The organism is Bacillus sp. BC05(2025), from assembly GCF_056725905.1.
Window position 1 is genome coordinate 176,979 of record NZ_JBWYRA010000007.1, and the last position, 19,442, is coordinate 196,420.

Below are 19,442 nucleotides of genomic sequence, written 5' to 3' on the forward strand. Positions count from 1 at the left end.
CTCTTTCTAATTATATTTCAAAACAACAGAATCCTTTGAACTCATATTCAAAATCACATTTATTACAAATACAACGATTATCCTTACAACAATGTAAGTCTCTTGTCATCCAATTCGATAGTTGCAATTGCTATATTTCCTTATACTAAAAGTAAGAAATGAAACAAAAAACAAGGAGAGATGAGAAATGAAAAAAGTGATGGAAGTTGTAGTAGCGGTGGCAGAGGTTTTCGTAAACGGTAAACAAGTCGCAATGGAGTTAAACAAATAATGAAAAGGACAAGATTCATTCTAGACCCTTTACTCATATAAAAGAGATAAGACTTCTTCATTTTTTTGATCCCTTATCTCCTAAAAAAAAGCCGTATCCTTTTTCGGATACGGCTTTCTCTTATTTTTGACTCGTACGAGCTGAAATACTAATTGCTCTATCTGTCGCTTTTGCAGCTTCATCTAACGCTTCTTTACTATTCTTTCCGTCATACATTGCTTCTAATGCTTTTACAACTGCATCTCGTGATTCTGGGAATACACTAATTAATGCTCCTTGAGTTGCTGAAGATTGCTTCGTCGCTTGTAATTGTTCCACTGTTACTTTTAACTGTGGATATTTTTCATATTGCTCTTTTACTAATGGTTCATTATATGCATCTGGATTAATAGAGAAATAGCCTGTTGCAGTATGCCATTTTGCTTGTACGTCTGGCTTCGTTAAATATTTCATAAAGTCCCAAGCACCTTGTTGTGTTTCTTCTGAAACCATATTCGTCATCCATAATGATGCTCCGCCAATAACAACACCATTTTGTTTTGAATCCTCTGGATATGGAATATATGATACGCCTACATTAAACTTAGATGCATCAATTAAGTCGCGAACACCAGCTGAAGAATCTAAATACATAGCAACTTGTCCAGACTGGAACGCGGCACGAATATCATCCCAACTTGCTCCATACTTTCCAAGTGCACCAGCTTTATTTAAGTCATCTAACATTCCAAATACTTTTTGCCCTTCTTTACCGTTAAATACCGCTTTCTTTGCTGCATCTTTACGGCCGTTTTCATTATCTACATATAAAGCACCTTGTGTTGCTAACAATTCTTCAAAGAACCAACCATAATTCAGCATTGAAAATCCATATTGTTTTACATTTCCGCCTTCTTTAATCGTTAACTTTTTCGCTACTTCTTGTAATTCCGCATACGTTTGTGGGGCTTTCTCTGGATCTAATCCAGCCTTAGCAAAAGCATCTTTATTATAAATTAATACTGGTGTAGATGAATTAAATGGCATAGAATACATTTTTCCATCAACTGAATAATAATTTGTAATTGCTTTTTCCAACTTTGAAGTATCGTACTTATCTTTTTTTATCCAACTATCAATTGGCGTAATCTTTTTACTATCAATCATATATTTTGTTGTAATTTCACTCGACTGAACAAGAGCTGGCGCTTCTTTCGTAGCAGACATCGTTCTAAATTTCGTTAAAGACTCTTCATATGTCCCTTGGAACTCTGGCTTTATCTCGTATTTATTTTGTGACTTATTATAGTCCGCAACTAATCCCTCTAATACCCCTTGTGTTTTTCCACCCATCGCATGCCAAAAACGAATTACAGTTTTATCACCATTTTTTTCAACTGGTGCTACTTTTGCCTGCGCTTCAGGTTTTCCTTCTGTTTTACTATTTGAACAAGCTGCACTAGATAATGCCATTGTTGCTGCCATTAATAGAGCAGCACCTTTTTTAACTAGACTCATTTTAATCTCACCTTCTCTTAGTTATTTAATTGCACCTTTTGTTAATCCTTGTTGTAATTGCTTTTGCCCTAAAAATAGTAGAATCAATGTCGGAATTACGATAACCGTAACACCAGCCATTACGCTTCCCCAATCAGTTGCAACTTCTTGAGATTGAAGTTGCTTCACACCAATTTGCACTGTTCTTACCCTTTCATCAGTGGTCACTAAAAGTGGCCATAAGTACATATTCCATGTTGTTAAAAAACTATATACTCCAAGCGTAATAAAACTCGTTTTACAATACGGAATTACAACGCTAAATAAAAACCTTACATTTCCAATCCCTTCAATAAAAGCAGCTTCTTTCAGTTCATTCGGAAGTGTCATAAAATGTTGACGTAACAAGAAAATACCAAAAGCTGTTGCAAAAAATGGCACTGTCATCCCAGCAAAACTATTGATCCAACCAAAGTTTTGAATCGTTAAAAAGTTAGGTACCATCGTCGCTTCCCATGGAATAAGCATCGTTGAAATAAACAGGAAGAAAATAAGATTTCTTCCTTTAAACTGAAGAAAGACGAAAGCATAAGCTGCTAAGCTTGATACGATAAGTTGTCCAATCATAACAACTGTCGATACAACTAAACTGTTATATAAGTATGTAAAAAGCGGTACTTTTTGAAAAATATTAATAAAATTATCAAAAGTAAATTGAGTCGGAAATAACCTTCTCATTTGAATATCGTCTGGTGTCATAAAGCTTATTAAAAATGCATAGAGTACAGGAAAAAACACCATTACTGCACTAATAATGAGCAGCATGTATAATAGGAAATTTTGTTTCCACTGTTTAACGATCATTTATAATGCACCTTTCTCTCAGCAAACTTGAATTGAAGTAATGTAGCAATGAAAATGAAAATAAATAATACCATCGCTTGTGCACTTGCTGTTCCAAATTGATGATTCACAAATGCCTCTTTATAAATCGAATATACAATTAAATTCGTTGCATCATTTGGTCCACCATGCGTTAAAATATCAATTTGTCCAAAGCTTTGGAACGCACTAATTAACGTTACTGTCACGATAAAGAATAAAGTTGGTGATAGCATCGGTAATGTAACACGACGAAGCTTATATAAATAGCTAGCTCCGTCTATAGATGCACTCTCATATAAAGACGTATCAATATTTTGTAAACCACCTAATATAACTAAAAATGCAAATCCTGTATTCACCCAAACCGTTGTAACCGATACAGAGAACAATGCCCAATCTGGACTCGTTAACCATGCGATTGCAGGTAGATTCATAGAAGCTAATATATTATTAAATAACCCGACACTTGGATGAAATAAAAATAGCCAAATCACCGCACTAGCAGCTACTGATATTCCCATGGTGGAAGAAAATAACACACGGAATAACCCAATCCCCCTTACTTTTCCATTTGCAATCAATGCAAGAAATAAAGCGAGTATAATACTCGTGGGCACTGTATATACAACAAATAATAAAGTTGACTTTATACTTTTGTAGAAAGCAGGATCAGAAAATAAGTATTGATAATTTTCTAAGCCAACAAAAAGATTAGCTTCTCCGTGTATATCTGTTAAGTAAAAGCTATAGTAAATCGTCCTAAATAATGGATAAAAAAGAAAAATCGAAAACAGTAAAATAGATGGCGCTAAAAACAATAATCCTATTCTTAACTCTTTCGTTCTACTCCATAAATTCTTCCTTTTTGACACTTTTGCTTGAGCTGGTAACTTACCTACTTCAATCATTATTTCGCCACCACTTTCAACTCTTCTTCAGCTACCACTTTTAATCGTTCATTCGTATTTTTGTGAAAGAAGTATAACTTTTCTTGCGAGAATAATAATTTTACTTTGTCACCTTTGCTCAGAAGTAGCTGTCCAATGACTTTCGCACTCCAAGTTTTTCCATTTACTGCGAAGTTTAATATGGATTCATTCCCTAATACTTCTACAGATTGTAGCGTAACTTCTTGTCCTTCCTCCGACAGTGCAATATGTTCAGGCCGCATACCTATTCGAATTGTTCCTTCTGGTAATTGCTTTAACTGTCCGATAGATAATGGAACTTGCAATTGCCCTATATGTAATATGCCTTTTTCTTTGTCCACTTCTCCATCATTTATATTCATCGAAGGAGAACCTATAAAACTTGCAACAAATTCATTCGCTGGTTCGTTATATATATCAAGCGGTGTTCCAACTTGTTGTATACTTCCTTTATTTAAGACCATGATACGATCTCCCATAGTCATCGCTTCTATTTGGTCGTGAGTAACATAAATCATTGTAATTCCTAGACGTTGCTGAATTTCTCTAATTTCAATCCTCATTTGCGCACGTAATTTCGCATCTAAATTTGAAAGTGGTTCATCCATTAAACAGATTGGTGCTTGACTCACGATCGCCCTAGCAAGTGCAACACGCTGTCTTTGTCCCCCTGATAATTGTCCTGGTTTCATTTTCAAATACGCTTTCAGTCCTACCATTTCAATAGCTTCCATTAGTCGCTTTTGTCGCTCTTCTTTTTGTACTTTTCTTACCTTAAGTCCGAATAAAATGTTTTCTTCTACAGATAAGTGTGGATATAATGCATAATTTTGAAATACCATTGATAGATTACGGTCTTTCGGCTCTAAATCATTTGCAACATGTTTATTAATAATTAAATCTCCCGAAGAAATCTCTTCTAAGCCAGCAATCATTCGTAATAGTGTACTTTTCCCACATCCTGAAGGTCCAACTAAAACAAAAAACTCGCCCTTTTTAATGTGAACTGATACACCTTTAACCGCTGTCTCTTCCGCATTTTTATACACCTTTGAAACATTTTTCAATTCAATCACAAGGTTGCACTCCTTTTTTCTTCTTGTATCCATACTTCATAATGACTCGTTGAAATTGCACTTGCTCCTGCACGAATAGCAATTTCCGCATCTTCTCGTGTTTGAATCAGTCCACCTGCAATAATAGGAAATTCTATTTTCTCTGCTAACTGCTTAATAATGGAAGGCATAATACCAGGCATAATCTCTACCGCGTTCGGTTTAGTCGTTTTACAATTCTCAATTGATTTTGTAAGAGATAAAGTATCAACAATAAAAATGCGTTGAATCGTTTTTAATCCAATTTTATTAGCATTTCGTATTGTCGAACCTTTTGTTGAAATAATGCCTTGTGCCCCAATAACATCTTGAATATACAAAAGAGCTTCCTCTGTATTTGTATTTAAACCTTGTATAAAATCACAATGAAGAAATACATCATGTCCATGCTTCTGTAATTCATATACACGCTCTGGTAACTCCAGCATTGAACCAGTCATAAGAAAAACTGTTTTCGGTAATTTTTTATATGTTTTGTATCCTTTCCAATCTTTTATCATTGCAATATAACGTTCTTCAAACATTCATTCCACCTAGCTTTTCTATTTTTATCCAAACTAAAAACACCTACTTACATAGAACACCTTTCTCCTTATTTGAACTCTAGGGAATAGAGCACACCTAAGAAAGTGGCACGTTATATGTAAGCGGGTGTTCTCAAATGTTCTCTACCCTAGTTATTTTGTTACCTTTACTATATTACGCATTTATTAAGTCAGTTTTGATAGATTGTTAATTAGCTGTTAATCGAATGTTAATCTTCACCATATTCCTTTTTACATTAATCATTACATATGAATAGTACAAACAAACTCCCAACTACCTTTAATATTCTATAATTAAGACTTTTAATTTTCTTATCACTTTTTAAATTACAGTTATCTCCAAAAGTATGTTTCTTCTCATATTAATATTCTCCATACTGTAACAACACTTGCACTATTTCCTTAAAATTCCTTATCTATCCCCCCTCTTCAAATCATTTTTTCCAAAACAAAAACCCCATTTACATACACATTACTGAATCCATCATACGAAATGACTTCTTCATTCTGTCTATCTAAATGGGATTGTTTCATACTTGTTATTCCACCGGTTGTGGTTGTAGCTGTACTACTTCATTCGCCCCAGCAACCCTCAACATATTTGCAATATCTTTAAAACCTCTTTTTTCAGCATATTGCAGTGGCGTAATATTTTCCTTATTGGCCATATTTACATCTGCCCCGTGGTCAATAAGCATTTGAATTACTTTCTTATGATTTTCACTACCATTTCCTAATACGATTGCTTCTACTAAAGCTGTTCCACCACGAGCATTTTTATAATTCACATCAATATCTGTATGCTCTAACAATTCTTTTACGACCTCTACATGGCCACGTTCAGATGCAGAAATGAGTGCTGTTCCACCTGATTTAGTCGTTTCTTTCGTATTAACTCCTGCATTAATTAGTAGCTTTACAATGTCTGTATATCCTTCTCTACTTGCATAAAGAAATGGATTACTTTGTTTCTCATCTTTACTTTCAATATTAGCACCTGCACCAATTAATGCTTTCACTGTCTCTACATGGTTTTGGTACGTTGCTGCAAGGATAGGTGTTTCTCCGTTGTCACCTTCTACGTTTATATTCGCTCCATCTTGAATCAGCTTCATAGCTGTTTCTGTGTCTCCAAGGGTCGCAGAAAGTAGTAACTGTTTGTCCATTAAATTTATACTTTTTTCTTCTTTAGATTCTTCCTGTTCTTTATGCTGTTCTTTTTTCTTTTCATTTTTCACATGAACCGGTTTCGATTCTGGCTCCTCTTGCTTATCGCAAGCCACTACCGTCATTAAAAGTCCTAATAACATACATAATAAAATTTTTTGTTTTCTCACAACTACAGCTCCTATGAAAGATAATGTTTTCTTAACCATTCCTCCATCACATACAATAACTCTTCTTGAGTACATTTATCCATAAGCCCTTTATATTCCTTCTTTAATCGGATTATCTAAACTTATATTAGCGAAGCAATTAGTTTAGCACGATTTTACCGCATTTGTATACATTTCTAAAAAGTACATAAATGATTGCTTTAGGTTACTATATTCCATTGTAACCGTTCTTCTAAAAATTTTACACCTTTTCTATATTTGCACCTGAATAATACTAGAAAAAGACAACTATTTAGTTGTCTTTTTCTAGTATTAATGATGTCCACCGTGATTTCCCTTTTTCGGATTCCCCATCATTTCTTTATTCATTTCCCATTTATGCTCTGCTAGCTCTTTATATGAAAGAACTTTCCCCTTATAGTTAGATACAAAGTTCTTTGCATCTTTTTTGTTTTTAAATGAAATGACGTTATAAGCCATTGGTGTTGTAATTGTTTTATCATATACATAAGTAGCGTCTTCTAACGAAACCCAATCTTTCGAATCATAATCTCGAACAAATTTTTCTTTTGTCTTTTCGCCCGGATTAATCTCCATCCACTTATACATACAACCGATATCATCAAACTTTAACACTTTTCCATTTTCTAAAATGATTTCTGTTGCAAATTGATTATCCATTACCCCAATTTGGCAAATATCACACTTATCATGTTTCTCATCGATTGCTACTGCCTCTGCTTGTTTCTTACCACATCCTACAATTGTAAAAACAAAAAATAAGCATATAGCAAGCATCACATACTTTGTTCTCATTTCATTTCCTCCCTAACCGTATCTTCCACTAGGAGCATATCAAAAACTTGTGTGCGATTTGTGAAAAAATGATGTGCCTTTTGTAATATATGGAACAAAAAGATGTGTAGTCATATCTACACATCCCTCATCATTCACAACCTGTAATTAATAAATCATCTTCTAACTTAACTAATAATGTATCTGTATTAATTTGCTGTCCAACAACTACATTTACTAATCTTATATTTCCACTGATACCGACCGCAACCTTTTCAAGCTCACCGTTAGTTTTTCGGATCATCATTAATTTTTCCCACTCATATACGTAAGAAGATTCATTAACAAAAATCTCTTCTACTTTTCCTTCATAAGAACTATAAATCTCTTCCATTCTCGTTTTCATATAAAATCTACTCCCTATTTCACACTTCAATATTTTCATCTTATTCTACCATTCTTACGGAGAGCAGCTTACTTTTTAAAAATTCAAATTAACTACCGTGAACAAAATGACCAAAATAAAAATTATGCTTCTAATGATGTTATTTTTCAAATTATTTACCATTTGGATGGATACTTTTATGATAAACAAAAAAACCTTTTTCTGAATTTTCATTCCATTTTGAAAGCGTAATCATTTTTTGAGGGGGAGATTACATGTTAGCACTACTTGGATTTGCGATGGTATTTGTCTTTATGTTTTTAATTATGACGAAACGTATGTCTGCACTAGTCGCATTAATATTAATACCAATTACTTTCGCATTAATTGGTGGTTTTTATGCAAATATGGGACCTATGATGTTAGAAGGAATTCAAAAACTAGCACCTACTGGTATTATGCTTATGTTCGCTATTTTGTATTTTGGAATTATGATTGATAGCGGTTTATTCGATCCTGTCATTAGTCGGATTTTGAAATTTGTAAAAGGAGACCCTTTAAAAATTGTTGTTGGTACAGCGATTCTTACGATTATCGTTTCATTAGATGGAGATGGAACAACAACGTATATGATTACTGTTTCCGCAATGTACCCACTATATAAACGCCTTGGAATGAATCCACTTATATTAGCTGGGGTTGTTATGTTAGGGGCAGGAATTACAAATCTTACACCGTGGGGCGGACCGACAGCTCGGGTTATGAGTGCTCTTGGACTAGACGCATCAGAGCTCTTTACACCACTTATACCAGGAATGATCGCTGGTGCCATTTGGGTCATTTTCGTTGCTTACTATCTTGGCAAAAAAGAAAGAAAACGTTTAGGAATTATGGATGTACAACATTTAAAACAAATGCAAACGATGGATGAGCAAGCTGCCACAGTGGAATCTGCTGTTCATAAGCGCCCTAAACTTCTATGGATTAACTTTTTATTAACCGCTACTTTACTTGTCTGTCTCATACTAGAAGTTATGCCGTTACCTGTTTTATTTACAATTGCTTTCGCTATTGCTGTTATGCTTAACTATCCGAACTTAGAACAACAGAAAGAACGTATTGCTTCTCACGCAGGAAATGTATTAGCGGTTGTTTCTCTCGTATTTGCCGCTGGAATTTTCACTGGTATTTTATCAGGAACGAAAATGGTAGATGCAATGGCTCAAAGTGTAGTCACTCTTATACCAGATGCTCTTGGACCACAACTGCCAATTATTACGGCACTTCTTAGTATGCCGTTCACATTTTTCATGTCCAACGATGCTTTTTATTTCGGAGTATTACCTATTTTAACGAAAGCTGCCGCTGCTTACGGAATTAGTGCAGCTGAAATGGGACGCGCTTCATTACTCGGGCAACCTGTTCACTTATTAAGTCCTCTTGTCGCATCCACTTATTTATTAGTCGGAATGGCCAAAGTGGATTTTGGTGAACATCAACGCTTCACTTTATTATGGGCAGTTGGAACGACAATGGTGATGTTGATTACTGGAATTGTAATTGGGATTATTCCAATATAAGATAAAAAAACAGTAGGGGCACATAGCCTCTACTGTTTTTTTATTATGAAGGAACAAGAAAATACCTTCTTTCTGGTCTCCCAACGCTCCCATATGTAAGTTCCGCATGTACTTTCTTTCCTGATATTAAATACTCTAAATAACGCCTCGCTGTCGACCTACTTACTCCTACCATCGCACTTAACATTTCTGCTGTAATTCCTTCTTCATTCACTGTTAACATATGCTTTTTTATTTTTGCTAAAGTTAAGGGGTCTATACCTTTCGGAGCATATTCTATTTCATTTCCCTTTACGCCTCTTTGAGACCATAAATGTTCAATTTGTTCTATAGATAACTGATTATTTTTCTTTAACTGTACAAGCTTTTTTTGGTAATTTTCCAAACTTGCCTTAAATCGATCAAACATAAGTGGCTTTACGATATAATCTGTTACTCCACCTCGTAAAGCATGCCTCACTACATCTGTTTCCGATGCAGCTGTAATCATAATAATATCTGTATCATGTAAATTATGCCTAATATACGTAACAAGTTCCGTACCTTGCATATCAGGTAAGTACACGTCTAATAAAACGAGCTGTGGTTTCACAAGATCTAACCATTCTTTCGCTTGTTCCCCAGTCGTTGCTGTTCCAATTACTTTAAACCCCTCAACCTTTTCAGTAAAACGACGATGAATATCCGCAATTCGAATATCATCCTCTACAATCAATACTTCAATCTCCTCACCCATTACAATTCGCCTCTCTCTTTTGGTAATGCGATAATAAATAATGCGCCACCTAAATCCCCTTTTTCGATTGCAATACTTCCATTTAAATCTTCTACTAACTCTTTCACTTTTGCTAACCCATATCCTCGCTTCCCGCCCTCTTTCGTCGAGAAGCCTTTATAGAATATGCTAGTAATGACTTCATCATGAATCCCTTGTCCTGAATCTTCCACTTCAATTACTATTTCTTCTCCAATATCAGTTACAAACATTCTTACCTTCTTATCATTCTCTTCATTTCCTTCGATTGCTTCAAATGCATTCGTAATTAAATTCCCTAAAATAGAAACGACATAATTACTCTCAATATGCGGGCTTAATTTTTCTAAGCTACTTTCACGATCTAGCATAAAATCAATCTTCAACTCTCTTGCTCTATTATAGAATCCAATTAAAATTCCACCTAACCATGGATTTTGAATTCGCTTCATAATGAATTGGACAAAATCTTGATATATCGCTGTTTCCTTATGAATTAGCTCTAAAGCATCTTCATATGATTCTAACTGAATAAGCCCTGAAAGCGTATACAATAGGTTGTTATATTCATGTGTTTGCGCTCGTAATGCCTCTGTATATTGCTTCGTCTGAGATAACTCTGCTGTTAACTGATCCATTTCAGATTTCAAACGTAAGCTCGATACAACACCCGTTACTCTATTCTTTACTTTAATAGGTAGACGATTCGCAATAACAGCCTGCCCTTGTATATTTAATTGACGATCAAACTGTTCTTCACCAGTTTGAAGTACATCTAATATCGTTGAATTAGGAATTATATTTAAAATAAATTCTCCAATAATATTTCGTTGTTCATCTAGCGAAAGAATATCGTAAGCTGCTTGATTGACTAAACTAATCATTCCATTTTGATCAATAACAATAATTCCTTCCCGTACAGATTGAATCACTGTACTATGCTCTTCATATAAAGATGAAATTTCTTCTGGCTCCATCCCAAACATCATTCTTTTTATACTTCCCGCTAAATATATAGAACCAATTACCCCGATTAAAAGACCTATTATTGTAATCCAAAATACACGCTTTCCATATACTTCTACCGCTCCATGAATATCATCCATTGAAAATCCAACAGACACTACACCTATAATTTCATTTTCCTGATTACGAATTGGAACTTTCCCGCGTAATGAAGGGCCTAATGATCCAGTTGCTCTCGAAACATAAGATTTCCCTTCTAATAGAACCCCTTCATTATCTCCACCAACCATTGCTTCTCCTATTTTATCTCGCTCTGGATGTGCATATCGAATCCCCTCTTTGTTTCCAACTACAATAAAATCAGCATCTGTATCAATTCGAATTTTCTCTGCGATTGGCTGAATGATAGAAGCTGGGTTTTCTTTTTGAAAAGCTTCTTTTATTTCAGGTATAGCAGCAACGGTTTTCGCAACATGCAAAGCACGTTTCCCAATTTGCTCTTCTACCGTTTCAGACAATATGTAATAAAATAAATAACTTGTTAACAGAAGTACAACTAAAATAAGTGTACTAATTGTTAAAGTAATTCTCGGTTGTAGTTTTAATTTTTTCAATTTCAAAACCATTCCCCTAACATGATTAAAAGTAGAATTTAAAGAATATACAGTCTTTTTTAATTATACTTAAATCATAACACGGTTACTCTATATTTCTTTTTCTCTTCGTAAAAAAAGAAACGAAGTAAAATTATTACCTCGTTTCTTAACATTTGTTATTACACTTTAAACTTACTAATCATCTCTTGTAATTCTTCTGCCATTTGCGATAAATGAACTGCTGCTGCATTGATTTCATCTACTGAAGCTAATTGTTCTTCTGAAGAGCCTGCAATATTTTGAACGCTTGCTGCATTTTCTTCAATCGTAGCTGCAATTTCATTAATAGATGCACTAACTTGTTTTGCATCTACTGTCATTTGTTTCGCTACTTCTACCATATTATCAATTTGTACAACTGTATCATCTGTAGATTTCAATATTTCAGCAAAGCTTTGCTTCGTTTCATTTGCAACTACAAGTCCTGATTGTACTTCTGTTCCAACTTGCTTCATAGAACTTACCGTTTCTTTTATGTCAAATTGTATCTCTTTTACTAGTTTTCCAATTTCCGTAGAAGACTGTCCTGATTGTTCTGCTAACTTTCGCACTTCATCTGCTACAATGGCAAATCCTCTTCCTTGTTCTCCAGCTCTCGCAGCCTCAATTGCAGCATTTAATGCTAATAAATTTGTTTGCTCTGCAATATGTTGAATCACCTCAAGGATTGCTCCAATTTGTTTCGACTTATCATCTAATAAAACAATCACTTTATCTGATTGTGAAACAGACTCATGGATCAATTGCATTTGATTCACAGTTTGTTCAACTAACTTCCCACCATCTTCAGCCTTTTTCTTCGTATACATAGATGCTGTGGATACTAATGAAGAACTATCTGCAACACGCTGAATTCCTTCTGTAACTTCTTCTAATAATGTTGCGCCTTCTTCAACTTCTTTCGTTTGTATTTCTGCTCCACTCGAAACTTGCTCTATTGCTTGTGTAATTTGTTCCGTCGCTTCACTTGTCTGCTTCATACTAGCTGTTAACTCTTCTGAAGATGCCGCTACATGACTTGCTGAAGTATTTATATTGGAAATGACCTTCTGTAATGAGGCTGCCATCTCGTTAAAGCTTTCTCCTAGCTGTCCAATTTCATCTTTAGAATGAACTGTAATGGATTCTGTTAAATCCCCTTCACTGATTTTTTTCGATGATGTAACAAGTTGTTTTAACGGACTAATAATAGAAGCAATTATGAAGTAAATTAAAATCCCACCAATTACTAATGAAATACCAATAACAGTTATCGTTTTATAGAAAATAGGGTTAGCTGCTTCGATAATTTCTTTTGCAGGCATAATTCCTGCTAACTTCCATCCAGTTATCTTATTTGTTTTAAAAGTGATATGACGCTCTTCACCATCTAATGTGAAATTAAACTCACCTGTTTCTTGTTTGTACAACTCTTTTTCAAGCTTCTCTTCTATCTTATCTCCTGGCTTCATCGTTGGATGTGCTACCACATTTTTATCTTGATCAAAAATTGCTACATATCCTTTTTTACCGATATTAACCATCTTTGAAGTGTTTACGATATCATTAATAATTAAATCAATACCGAGAACACCGCTCTTATCCTCATTTTGTTTTGCTATTGTAATAACAATATTTCCTGTCGTTTTTGATTTATATGGAGCTGTAATAATTACTTCTCCACTCTTTTTCACTGCCTCTTTATACCAATCTCTTTCTGTAGGATTATATCCTTCTGGCATTTGAATAGACGGTGATTGAATAAACTGCCCATTGCTCGATCCAGTGTAGATGGCTTCCAGTTCTGGATGTAACTTATTATATTCTTCTAGTTTATTTTGGATATTTTGTATTTGATCCGTTTGGTAACTTGATTGTGTAAATAATTTCGTAAAATAAACTGCATCTACTTTTTTACTATCCAATTCTTTATTAATTACATTATCCAAAATTTTTATATTATCTTTCGCCGTTTGTGAAATCGTTTCATTAAAGTTTGTTTTCGCTTGCTGATAAGACGTCCAACCAATTACAATACTTGGAAGAATTAAAATGATAACAAATGATACAAGTAACTTTGCTTTTAGACTACTACTCCTTAATTTCCCTTGAAACATATTTCTACCCCTCCATACCGTTTTAAATGTAATTATCTCACATTTAATTTATTTATATAAATTACACGATTAATTGTATTAACTCTTTTTCTATTAAAGAGTTAATACATACCTTTTTCATTCTATATAAATTAAATAATTAAAACAATATATAAAAATGTATATTATTCGAAATATTATAATCCACAGAAGAACCTCTAGCATCGCACTTACTAGAGGTCCCTCCCGCTTTACTATTCTTTCTCTTTTTCTACTTCCTTTTTCTCATCTTCTACTACAGATACAACAGGTTTATCGCTTGATAATTGCTGTACTGCTCCTTTTCCAGCAAATCCTTCTAATAACTCTTTTAAATCAATGCCAGAAGATGCTTTTAACGTTTCTTGCATCGTTGCCATTAAATCAGTCGCATAACCTGCAACTTTTCCGGCGCCGCTATTTTTACCACCGCCACCTGTATCAACAACTGTAATTTTATCAATGTTGCTAAGTGGGCTTGCAACTTCCTTCGCATAACTTGGAAGCATCTTAAGAACCATATCCATAATTGCCGCTTGGCCATATAACTCAAATGCCTCTGCAATTTTTTGCTTCGCTTCTGCTTCTGCTAAACCTTTTAACCTAATAACATCTGCTTCTGCTGTACCTTGCGCTTTTTGTACTTCTGCTTTTGCTTGACCTTGCGCTTTTTCGATTTCTGCCTTCGCTAAACCTTCTACACGTACTTCTTCTGCACGAGCTCTCGCTTCCGCTTCAATCTTATATTGATCCGCATCTGCCTTTTTAATTTGTTTTACTTTTTCTGCTTCTGCTGATTGCTCAACAGCATAGCGATCTGCATCTGCTTTTTTCTTTACTTCTGCATCGTATTGCTTTTCACGACGCGCAATCTCTTTTTCTTCTAATTCAATTTGTTTCTCACGCTCAATGATTTTAACGCGCATTTGTTCTTCTGTAACACCTTGTTGTGCTTTCGCTTGTTGTAATTCGTAAGAAAGATCCGCGTCTGCTCGAGCTTGTTCTTGCTCTCTCTTATAAGATTGTACTTTTAATTCTTTATGTTTTTCAGCTTCAGCGATTTGAGCATCACGTTGATATTCAGCTTCTTTTGCTTCTTTCTCAGCACGAGCTTTTTCAATACGAGCTTCTTTTTCACGCTCTGCATTCGCAATTGTTGCATCACGCTTCACTGTCGCAATTTGCGGCTGACCAAGTGCATCTAAGTAACCATTCTTATCCATAATTTCTTTAATTGTAAAGGAAACGATACGAAGACCCATTTTCTTTAAATCAGTAGAAGCTACTTCATGTACTTTTTGAGCAAATTGCTCTCTATTACTATACGCATCTTCTACTGTCATAGAAGATAAAATCGCACGTAAATGACCTTCTAAAACTTCTTTTGCTTCTACTTTTAACTCTTCTGTTTCTTTTCCTAAATATTGCTCAGCTGCTGTAGATACTTCTTCAATTGTAGAACCTACTTTAATAATAGAAACACCATTTACTGTAACTGGAACACCTTGCTTCGTATACGTATCACGTGTACCCACTTCTAACTTGTAGTTTAATAGGCTTAAAGGCTCTGCTCGTTGCATAATTGGAACTACGAATGTACCGCCACCGCGAATAATCTTAATCTTCTTTCCATCATCAGTGGTAACTACATTTTTTCCGCCACCAAGCCAGTTCCCTGTAACAATTAACGCTTCATCTGGTCCAACTGTTCGATACTTCGTAATGAATACTAAAATGAGTAGAATTAAAATTGCGAGTAACACTCCGCCAATAATTAATGGAATCGTCATGTGAATTCCCCCTTATAATTTTGGTTTTTTTAAAGAATAAGCGATGTTTTGTACAAGCAAAACACCATCTTGGACTCCCTCGATAATAACTTCAGTTCCTTGTGAAATATCTTTTTTCCCAATTGTTTTAGCTGGAATTGCATTACTTCCAAATTGGGAGGAAATTAATACTTCACCAAATCCTTCTGTAGGAATTGTCGTAATGACTTCTCCCTTGCAACCAATGAATTCATCCATACGTTGCACAGTATTTTGTTCTGCTTCTGCAATTGGCTTTAAAATTAGTATTTTCATTATGAATACACCAATAAAGGATATAGCACATGCAGCCCCAAAAATAAGAATGCTATTAAAGGAAAATAAATATTCTCCTATATAACTAAGTCCACATAACATGGCGAAAAAACTAAGTAATAAAGTAACAACGGATACCGATCCGCCTCCAAAACTAAATATGGATTCAAATATATCTCCAAAAAAGATATAAATCACAGTGAGTATAGTAGCAACAATAAATCCGTATAAATAAATTGTTTCAAGTGGATAACCAAACAAAACCATTTCTTATCCTCCTCTCTTAAACAATCCCTTTTTTGTTATGTGTATGCCCCACCTCTTTCAAAGATTATTGTTCTTAATTTTCAGTTATTTACTTTTTAAAGAAAAGCCTGTAAGACAGGCCCCCTAAAAAAGAACAGGAGAAGCCTATTGTGACAGGCTCCTCCTAGTAAATAACCGATATATTATATATCTATATAATATACTATTTTCCACAAAAAGTAAAGTTAAACATACATTGGAAAAGCATTTATTTTACTGATAATTCGTAAGTTCCCTCGCCATTATCATATTTATATACATACAAATAATATTTACCTGGTTTTGCATTCATTTTTGCCTCTATATGATTTCCATGAGCTTGGCCGTATGCAGCATAATTTTGCATATCTGATTCATGGTGAAGCACCCATGTCATCCCGATTCCATACTCATTTAAAACGGAAATATCGATATCTTTCGCTGATGCTACATTAAATGTATAAACATCAGTGTGATCTCCACCGATAAGGCTACCTTTTATAGTCGTGTTTAGCCCAATACGATTCGCTTCTTCTGGACGATTATTTGGTTCTGATTCTGTTAAACTTCCATCTTTAATCGTAACAGTTGTTTCGCTTCTACTCTCTTCCCCTTTATCATCTTTTACTAGCAACGCAACTTTGTAAGTTCCTTCTCTTTCATATGCATGTACTGGATTAGCCTCTGCACTTGTGCTTCCATCTCCAAAGTCCCATAAATAAGAAACGATTTTTCCATCTTCATCTTTTGAGCCATCACTTTTAAATTGAATACCTTCTTTTATAAGGCCATTATAAGGACCATTTATATGAACCGTTGGAGCTTTATTTTCTCCATCATCTTTTGCGATACCATGGAAAACTACATCATATTCAAATTGATTTGAGCTATTTACACGGTAATTGACGAAGTATGCTGTAACAGTTTTGTAGCCACTCCATTCTTTTTGTGCCAGTTGTTCTAGAGCTTCATTTACTCTTTTGCTCATTGCTTTCCAATCTTCTGACTCACCTTTTGTTACATTACCTGTAAATGTGCCTTCTAGTGTAAATGTATTAAAGAATTGAGAGCTATGTTTTGTCATTTTTGCATTTTTCATCGGTAATGTATCACTAATTTCTTTCTCTACTGCTGTTAACGATTTCGGTGCATGTTCAGCTAAATAATCATCTGCTACTTCCGGTACATTATATTTATCTTGATTATCGATTAACTGCTGCATATACTCTTGGTACTCTTTATTTAGTTTAGAATCTTTACTTAGTTTTTCACGATATACATCATAATTTTTCACGTCATTCGCTCGAATTAAATCTTGAATTTTATCAAACGTTTCAAATTGATGTGTATATAAATAAGATTGCAATGCGAACGAGTAATTATAGAAATCCCAAGAACCATATTTAGCAAATAGTGTGCGCTCTGCGGTATAACGGCTTGCAGGATCAGATGATAATCCACTAATGATGCTCTTTCTCGGTACTACATCATTTGTACGAGTAGACCCTGCGAAAAATTCAGCATTCCCTTCTTGGAACCAAGTTAATCTTTCATTTTGATACATATCTCCTCTTCCAAATAAACCTGGCACTTCAAATCTCCCTTGCAGATAATGAGTAAACTCATGGCGGAATAATTCTTCTAAACTATAAATACTTTGTTCTGGCGTACGCTCATATGTAAAGAATGTTCCTGTTTCTTCAATATAAATTCCACCGTTGTTTGTTTCATATCCATACAGTTGTCTATTTAACTGATACTCCTCTGGACTGTTATAAATCACTATCGTTAATACATCATCTGCATTGCCTGGCTCTAGCGCTTTGTCATTTCCAATTACACGATGATACTGCGCTTTTACTTCCTTCGCAGCCCAGTATAATCTCTTAATTTTTTCTTCTGATACTTTATCCCCTGTTTTAAACACGATAGATCCATCATCGAATGTGTATGTTTTTGGTAAGTACTGTTCTTTTCCTTCTTTACGTATTTTCTCTAAATCTACTGCATTGCCGCTATAATCTTTCCCATTATAATTTGTTGTAATTTGTTCTACTGCAACAAAATACGGCTCACTTAAACGCGGGTACATATGCATTGCTTGTGTAACAACTTCTAATCCTTTACTTGGATTACTATGAAACTTCCCTAAACGACTAGCGAAATAAATTCCATTATTAACGAGCCACTTATTTTCTGGTGTTACTTCATTTAGAAGAGCGATACGATTTATTTCATTAATAAACCCATCTATTTTCCCATACCACATCGTTTCATTCGCTTCTTTACGAGCCTCAATTAAGTAAGACTGCATATCATAGTCAATCCCTTGCATCATATCGTATACAGCTTGTCCTTTCATACGATCGTCTACATACGTACGAAGATTATCATTATATTGTTTTAAAATATTAGCTGCATATTGAACCGTTTCTACATCACTTGAAGCATTACTGATTAATTTACCGTATGCCGATACGACTGAATCTTGCTCATATGTACCTAGCTTAAAGTTTGGGTTATTCGCAATTGCTTTTAAAGCAGGTAAACATTTATCCTGGAAGCTTCTCTCATTCAAATTGCTTAATTCATTATTGTAAAATGCAAGATAAAAAGCTGAGCGTAACACTTCCGTAAACGTTTGAATTCCTTTTGAATCATCTTTCGTAAATGTACTACCTCTATGAGCTAATTCATCTATAACTACTTGCATTTTTTCCTTGTCTTTATAAAAAGCCTTTGCATCTTCATTGAACTGGAATAAGTCTGTAATTTGATTCCACTTAATACTTCCTAGTGTTTCGACTAATTCTTGATCATTCATTTTATTTAAATCAGCCATTGAATAGCTTTCTTTCATTTGCTTTACTTCTGAGCTCTTCATAATAGATGCTGGTCGCTGCGAAAAGTCTCCTACTTTTAACCGTTCTTGAAACGATAATGTTTCCTCTGCTTTAGAAACGTGTCCAATCTCATCTACTGGCTTTTCAATTCCAACTGGTTTCGAATGCAATACATTATATGGCACCGTTTCTTCTGCTGATGCATGAGTTTGAATTGCCCCCAGCGATAGAGCCATTGTACTAATGCTAAGCATTACTTTATTAATTTTTGATTTCTTGTTCATATCCTTGCCCCCTATTTAAATATTCCATCCAAGAATTTAACATAAAATCTAGATATAAAAATATAAAATGCAATATTTCATATTATTTCTTCTTACATTTTGTATATATCGTGAACAATCTCTCCTTTATCTAACCTC

General features: G+C 34.5%; 15 protein-coding genes and 1 pseudogene. 1 reads left to right on the forward strand and 15 read right to left on the reverse strand.

From position 1 onward, the window contains the following. Positions 1-391: 391 nt before the first annotated feature. From ACZ76X_RS21080 to ACZ76X_RS21115, 8 genes are all read right to left on the reverse strand, one after another. Positions 392-1,768 (reverse strand): ABC transporter substrate-binding protein, encoded by a 1,377-nt coding sequence (locus ACZ76X_RS21080; protein ID WP_479851600.1) that lies wholly within the window; start codon positions 1,766-1,768, stop codon positions 392-394. Between the two features lie 21 nt (positions 1,769-1,789). Beyond that, positions 1,790-2,611, reverse strand: coding sequence for a carbohydrate ABC transporter permease (locus ACZ76X_RS21085; protein WP_479851601.1), 822 nt, complete (start codon positions 2,609-2,611; stop codon positions 1,790-1,792). Continuing rightward, on the reverse strand, positions 2,608-3,540 hold the full coding sequence (locus ACZ76X_RS21090) for a carbohydrate ABC transporter permease (protein ID WP_479851602.1): 933 nt from the start codon (positions 3,538-3,540) through the stop codon (positions 2,608-2,610). The genes ACZ76X_RS21085 and ACZ76X_RS21090 overlap by 4 nt, the downstream gene beginning before the upstream one ends. Further along, positions 3,540-4,637 (reverse strand): ABC transporter ATP-binding protein, encoded by a 1,098-nt coding sequence (locus tag ACZ76X_RS21095; RefSeq protein WP_479851603.1) that lies wholly within the window; start codon positions 4,635-4,637, stop codon positions 3,540-3,542. The genes ACZ76X_RS21090 and ACZ76X_RS21095 overlap by 1 nt, the downstream gene beginning before the upstream one ends. Continuing rightward, on the reverse strand, positions 4,634-5,200 hold the full coding sequence (locus ACZ76X_RS21100) for a glycerol-3-phosphate responsive antiterminator (RefSeq protein ID WP_479851604.1): 567 nt from the start codon (positions 5,198-5,200) through the stop codon (positions 4,634-4,636). The genes ACZ76X_RS21095 and ACZ76X_RS21100 overlap by 4 nt, the downstream gene beginning before the upstream one ends. Positions 5,201-5,760: 560 nt before the next feature. Next, on the reverse strand, positions 5,761-6,633 hold the full coding sequence (locus ACZ76X_RS21105) for an ankyrin repeat domain-containing protein (RefSeq protein WP_479851605.1): 873 nt from the start codon (positions 6,631-6,633) through the stop codon (positions 5,761-5,763). Between the two features lie 237 nt (positions 6,634-6,870). After that, positions 6,871-7,374: a nitrous oxide reductase accessory protein NosL gene (locus tag ACZ76X_RS21110; RefSeq protein WP_479851606.1), complete on the reverse strand. Its 504-nt coding sequence runs from the start codon at positions 7,372-7,374 to the stop codon at positions 6,871-6,873. 130 nt (positions 7,375-7,504) lie between these two features. Further along, complete coding sequence (locus ACZ76X_RS21115; protein WP_479851607.1) at positions 7,505-7,759, reverse strand: hypothetical protein; 255 nt, start codon at positions 7,757-7,759, stop codon at positions 7,505-7,507. 254 nt (positions 7,760-8,013) lie between these two features. Between ACZ76X_RS21115 and ACZ76X_RS21120 the strand changes: the two genes are divergently transcribed. Next, positions 8,014-9,318: a CitMHS family transporter gene (locus ACZ76X_RS21120; protein ID WP_098668680.1), complete on the forward strand. Its 1,305-nt coding sequence runs from the start codon at positions 8,014-8,016 to the stop codon at positions 9,316-9,318. A gap of 43 nt (positions 9,319-9,361) precedes the next feature. On the opposite strand, the gene ACZ76X_RS21125 is transcribed toward ACZ76X_RS21120, so the two are convergent. From ACZ76X_RS21125 to colA, 7 genes and pseudogenes are all read right to left on the reverse strand, one after another. Further along, positions 9,362-10,054 carry a response regulator gene (locus ACZ76X_RS21125; protein ID WP_479851608.1) on the reverse strand — a complete coding sequence of 231 codons (693 nt, stop codon included), beginning with the start codon at positions 10,052-10,054 and terminating at the stop codon, positions 9,362-9,364. Next, positions 10,054-11,664 (reverse strand): ATP-binding protein, encoded by a 1,611-nt coding sequence (locus ACZ76X_RS21130; protein ID WP_479851609.1) that lies wholly within the window; start codon positions 11,662-11,664, stop codon positions 10,054-10,056. The genes ACZ76X_RS21125 and ACZ76X_RS21130 overlap by 1 nt, the downstream gene beginning before the upstream one ends. Positions 11,665-11,813: 149 nt before the next feature. After that, positions 11,814-12,761, reverse strand: coding sequence for a methyl-accepting chemotaxis protein (locus tag ACZ76X_RS21135; protein ID WP_412175357.1), 948 nt, complete (start codon positions 12,759-12,761; stop codon positions 11,814-11,816). Further along, positions 12,756-13,790, reverse strand: a pseudogene (locus ACZ76X_RS21140) (HAMP domain-containing protein); the annotation flags it as partial. The gene ACZ76X_RS21135 and the pseudogene ACZ76X_RS21140, both read right to left, overlap by 6 nt. A 233-nt stretch (positions 13,791-14,023) precedes the next feature. After that, positions 14,024-15,598 carry a flotillin family protein gene (locus ACZ76X_RS21145; RefSeq protein ID WP_002194340.1) on the reverse strand — a complete coding sequence of 525 codons (1,575 nt, stop codon included), beginning with the start codon at positions 15,596-15,598 and terminating at the stop codon, positions 14,024-14,026. A gap of 12 nt (positions 15,599-15,610) precedes the next feature. Next, entirely contained in the window at positions 15,611-16,159 is a 549-nt protein-coding gene (locus ACZ76X_RS21150; RefSeq protein WP_000242454.1) for an NfeD family protein, read from the reverse strand. A gap of 247 nt (positions 16,160-16,406) precedes the next feature. Continuing rightward, complete coding sequence (gene colA / locus ACZ76X_RS21155; protein ID WP_479851610.1) at positions 16,407-19,304, reverse strand: collagenase ColA; 2,898 nt, start codon at positions 19,302-19,304, stop codon at positions 16,407-16,409. Positions 19,305-19,442 lie beyond the last annotated feature (138 nt).

Excerpts from the sequence above, each read along its gene's own strand:
- ACZ76X_RS21115 (WP_479851607.1), bottom strand. The coding sequence starts at position 7,759 with ATGAAAACGAGAATGGAAGAGATTTATAGTTCTTATGAAGGAAAAGTA.
- ACZ76X_RS21125 (WP_479851608.1), bottom strand. The coding sequence starts at position 10,054 with ATGGGTGAGGAGATTGAAGTATTGATTGTAGAGGATGATATTCGAATT.
- ACZ76X_RS21110 (WP_479851606.1), bottom strand. The coding sequence starts at position 7,374 with ATGAGAACAAAGTATGTGATGCTTGCTATATGCTTATTTTTTGTTTTT.
- ACZ76X_RS21080 (WP_479851600.1), bottom strand. The coding sequence starts at position 1,768 with ATGAGTCTAGTTAAAAAAGGTGCTGCTCTATTAATGGCAGCAACAATG.
- ACZ76X_RS21085 (WP_479851601.1), bottom strand. The coding sequence starts at position 2,611 with ATGATCGTTAAACAGTGGAAACAAAATTTCCTATTATACATGCTGCTC.
- ACZ76X_RS21150 (WP_000242454.1), bottom strand. The coding sequence starts at position 16,159 with ATGGTTTTGTTTGGTTATCCACTTGAAACAATTTATTTATACGGATTT.
- ACZ76X_RS21105 (WP_479851605.1), bottom strand. The coding sequence starts at position 6,633 with ATGTACTCAAGAAGAGTTATTGTATGTGATGGAGGAATGGTTAAGAAA.
- ACZ76X_RS21145 (WP_002194340.1), bottom strand. The coding sequence starts at position 15,598 with ATGACGATTCCATTAATTATTGGCGGAGTGTTACTCGCAATTTTAATT.
- ACZ76X_RS21130 (WP_479851609.1), bottom strand. The coding sequence starts at position 11,664 with ATGGTTTTGAAATTGAAAAAATTAAAACTACAACCGAGAATTACTTTA.
- colA (WP_479851610.1), bottom strand. The coding sequence starts at position 19,304 with ATGAACAAGAAATCAAAAATTAATAAAGTAATGCTTAGCATTAGTACA.
- ACZ76X_RS21135 (WP_412175357.1), bottom strand. The coding sequence starts at position 12,761 with ATGGCAGCCTCATTACAGAAGGTCATTTCCAATATAAATACTTCAGCA.
- ACZ76X_RS21100 (WP_479851604.1), bottom strand. The coding sequence starts at position 5,200 with ATGTTTGAAGAACGTTATATTGCAATGATAAAAGATTGGAAAGGATAC.
- ACZ76X_RS21120 (WP_098668680.1), top strand. The coding sequence starts at position 8,014 with ATGTTAGCACTACTTGGATTTGCGATGGTATTTGTCTTTATGTTTTTA.
- ACZ76X_RS21090 (WP_479851602.1), bottom strand. The coding sequence starts at position 3,540 with ATGATTGAAGTAGGTAAGTTACCAGCTCAAGCAAAAGTGTCAAAAAGG.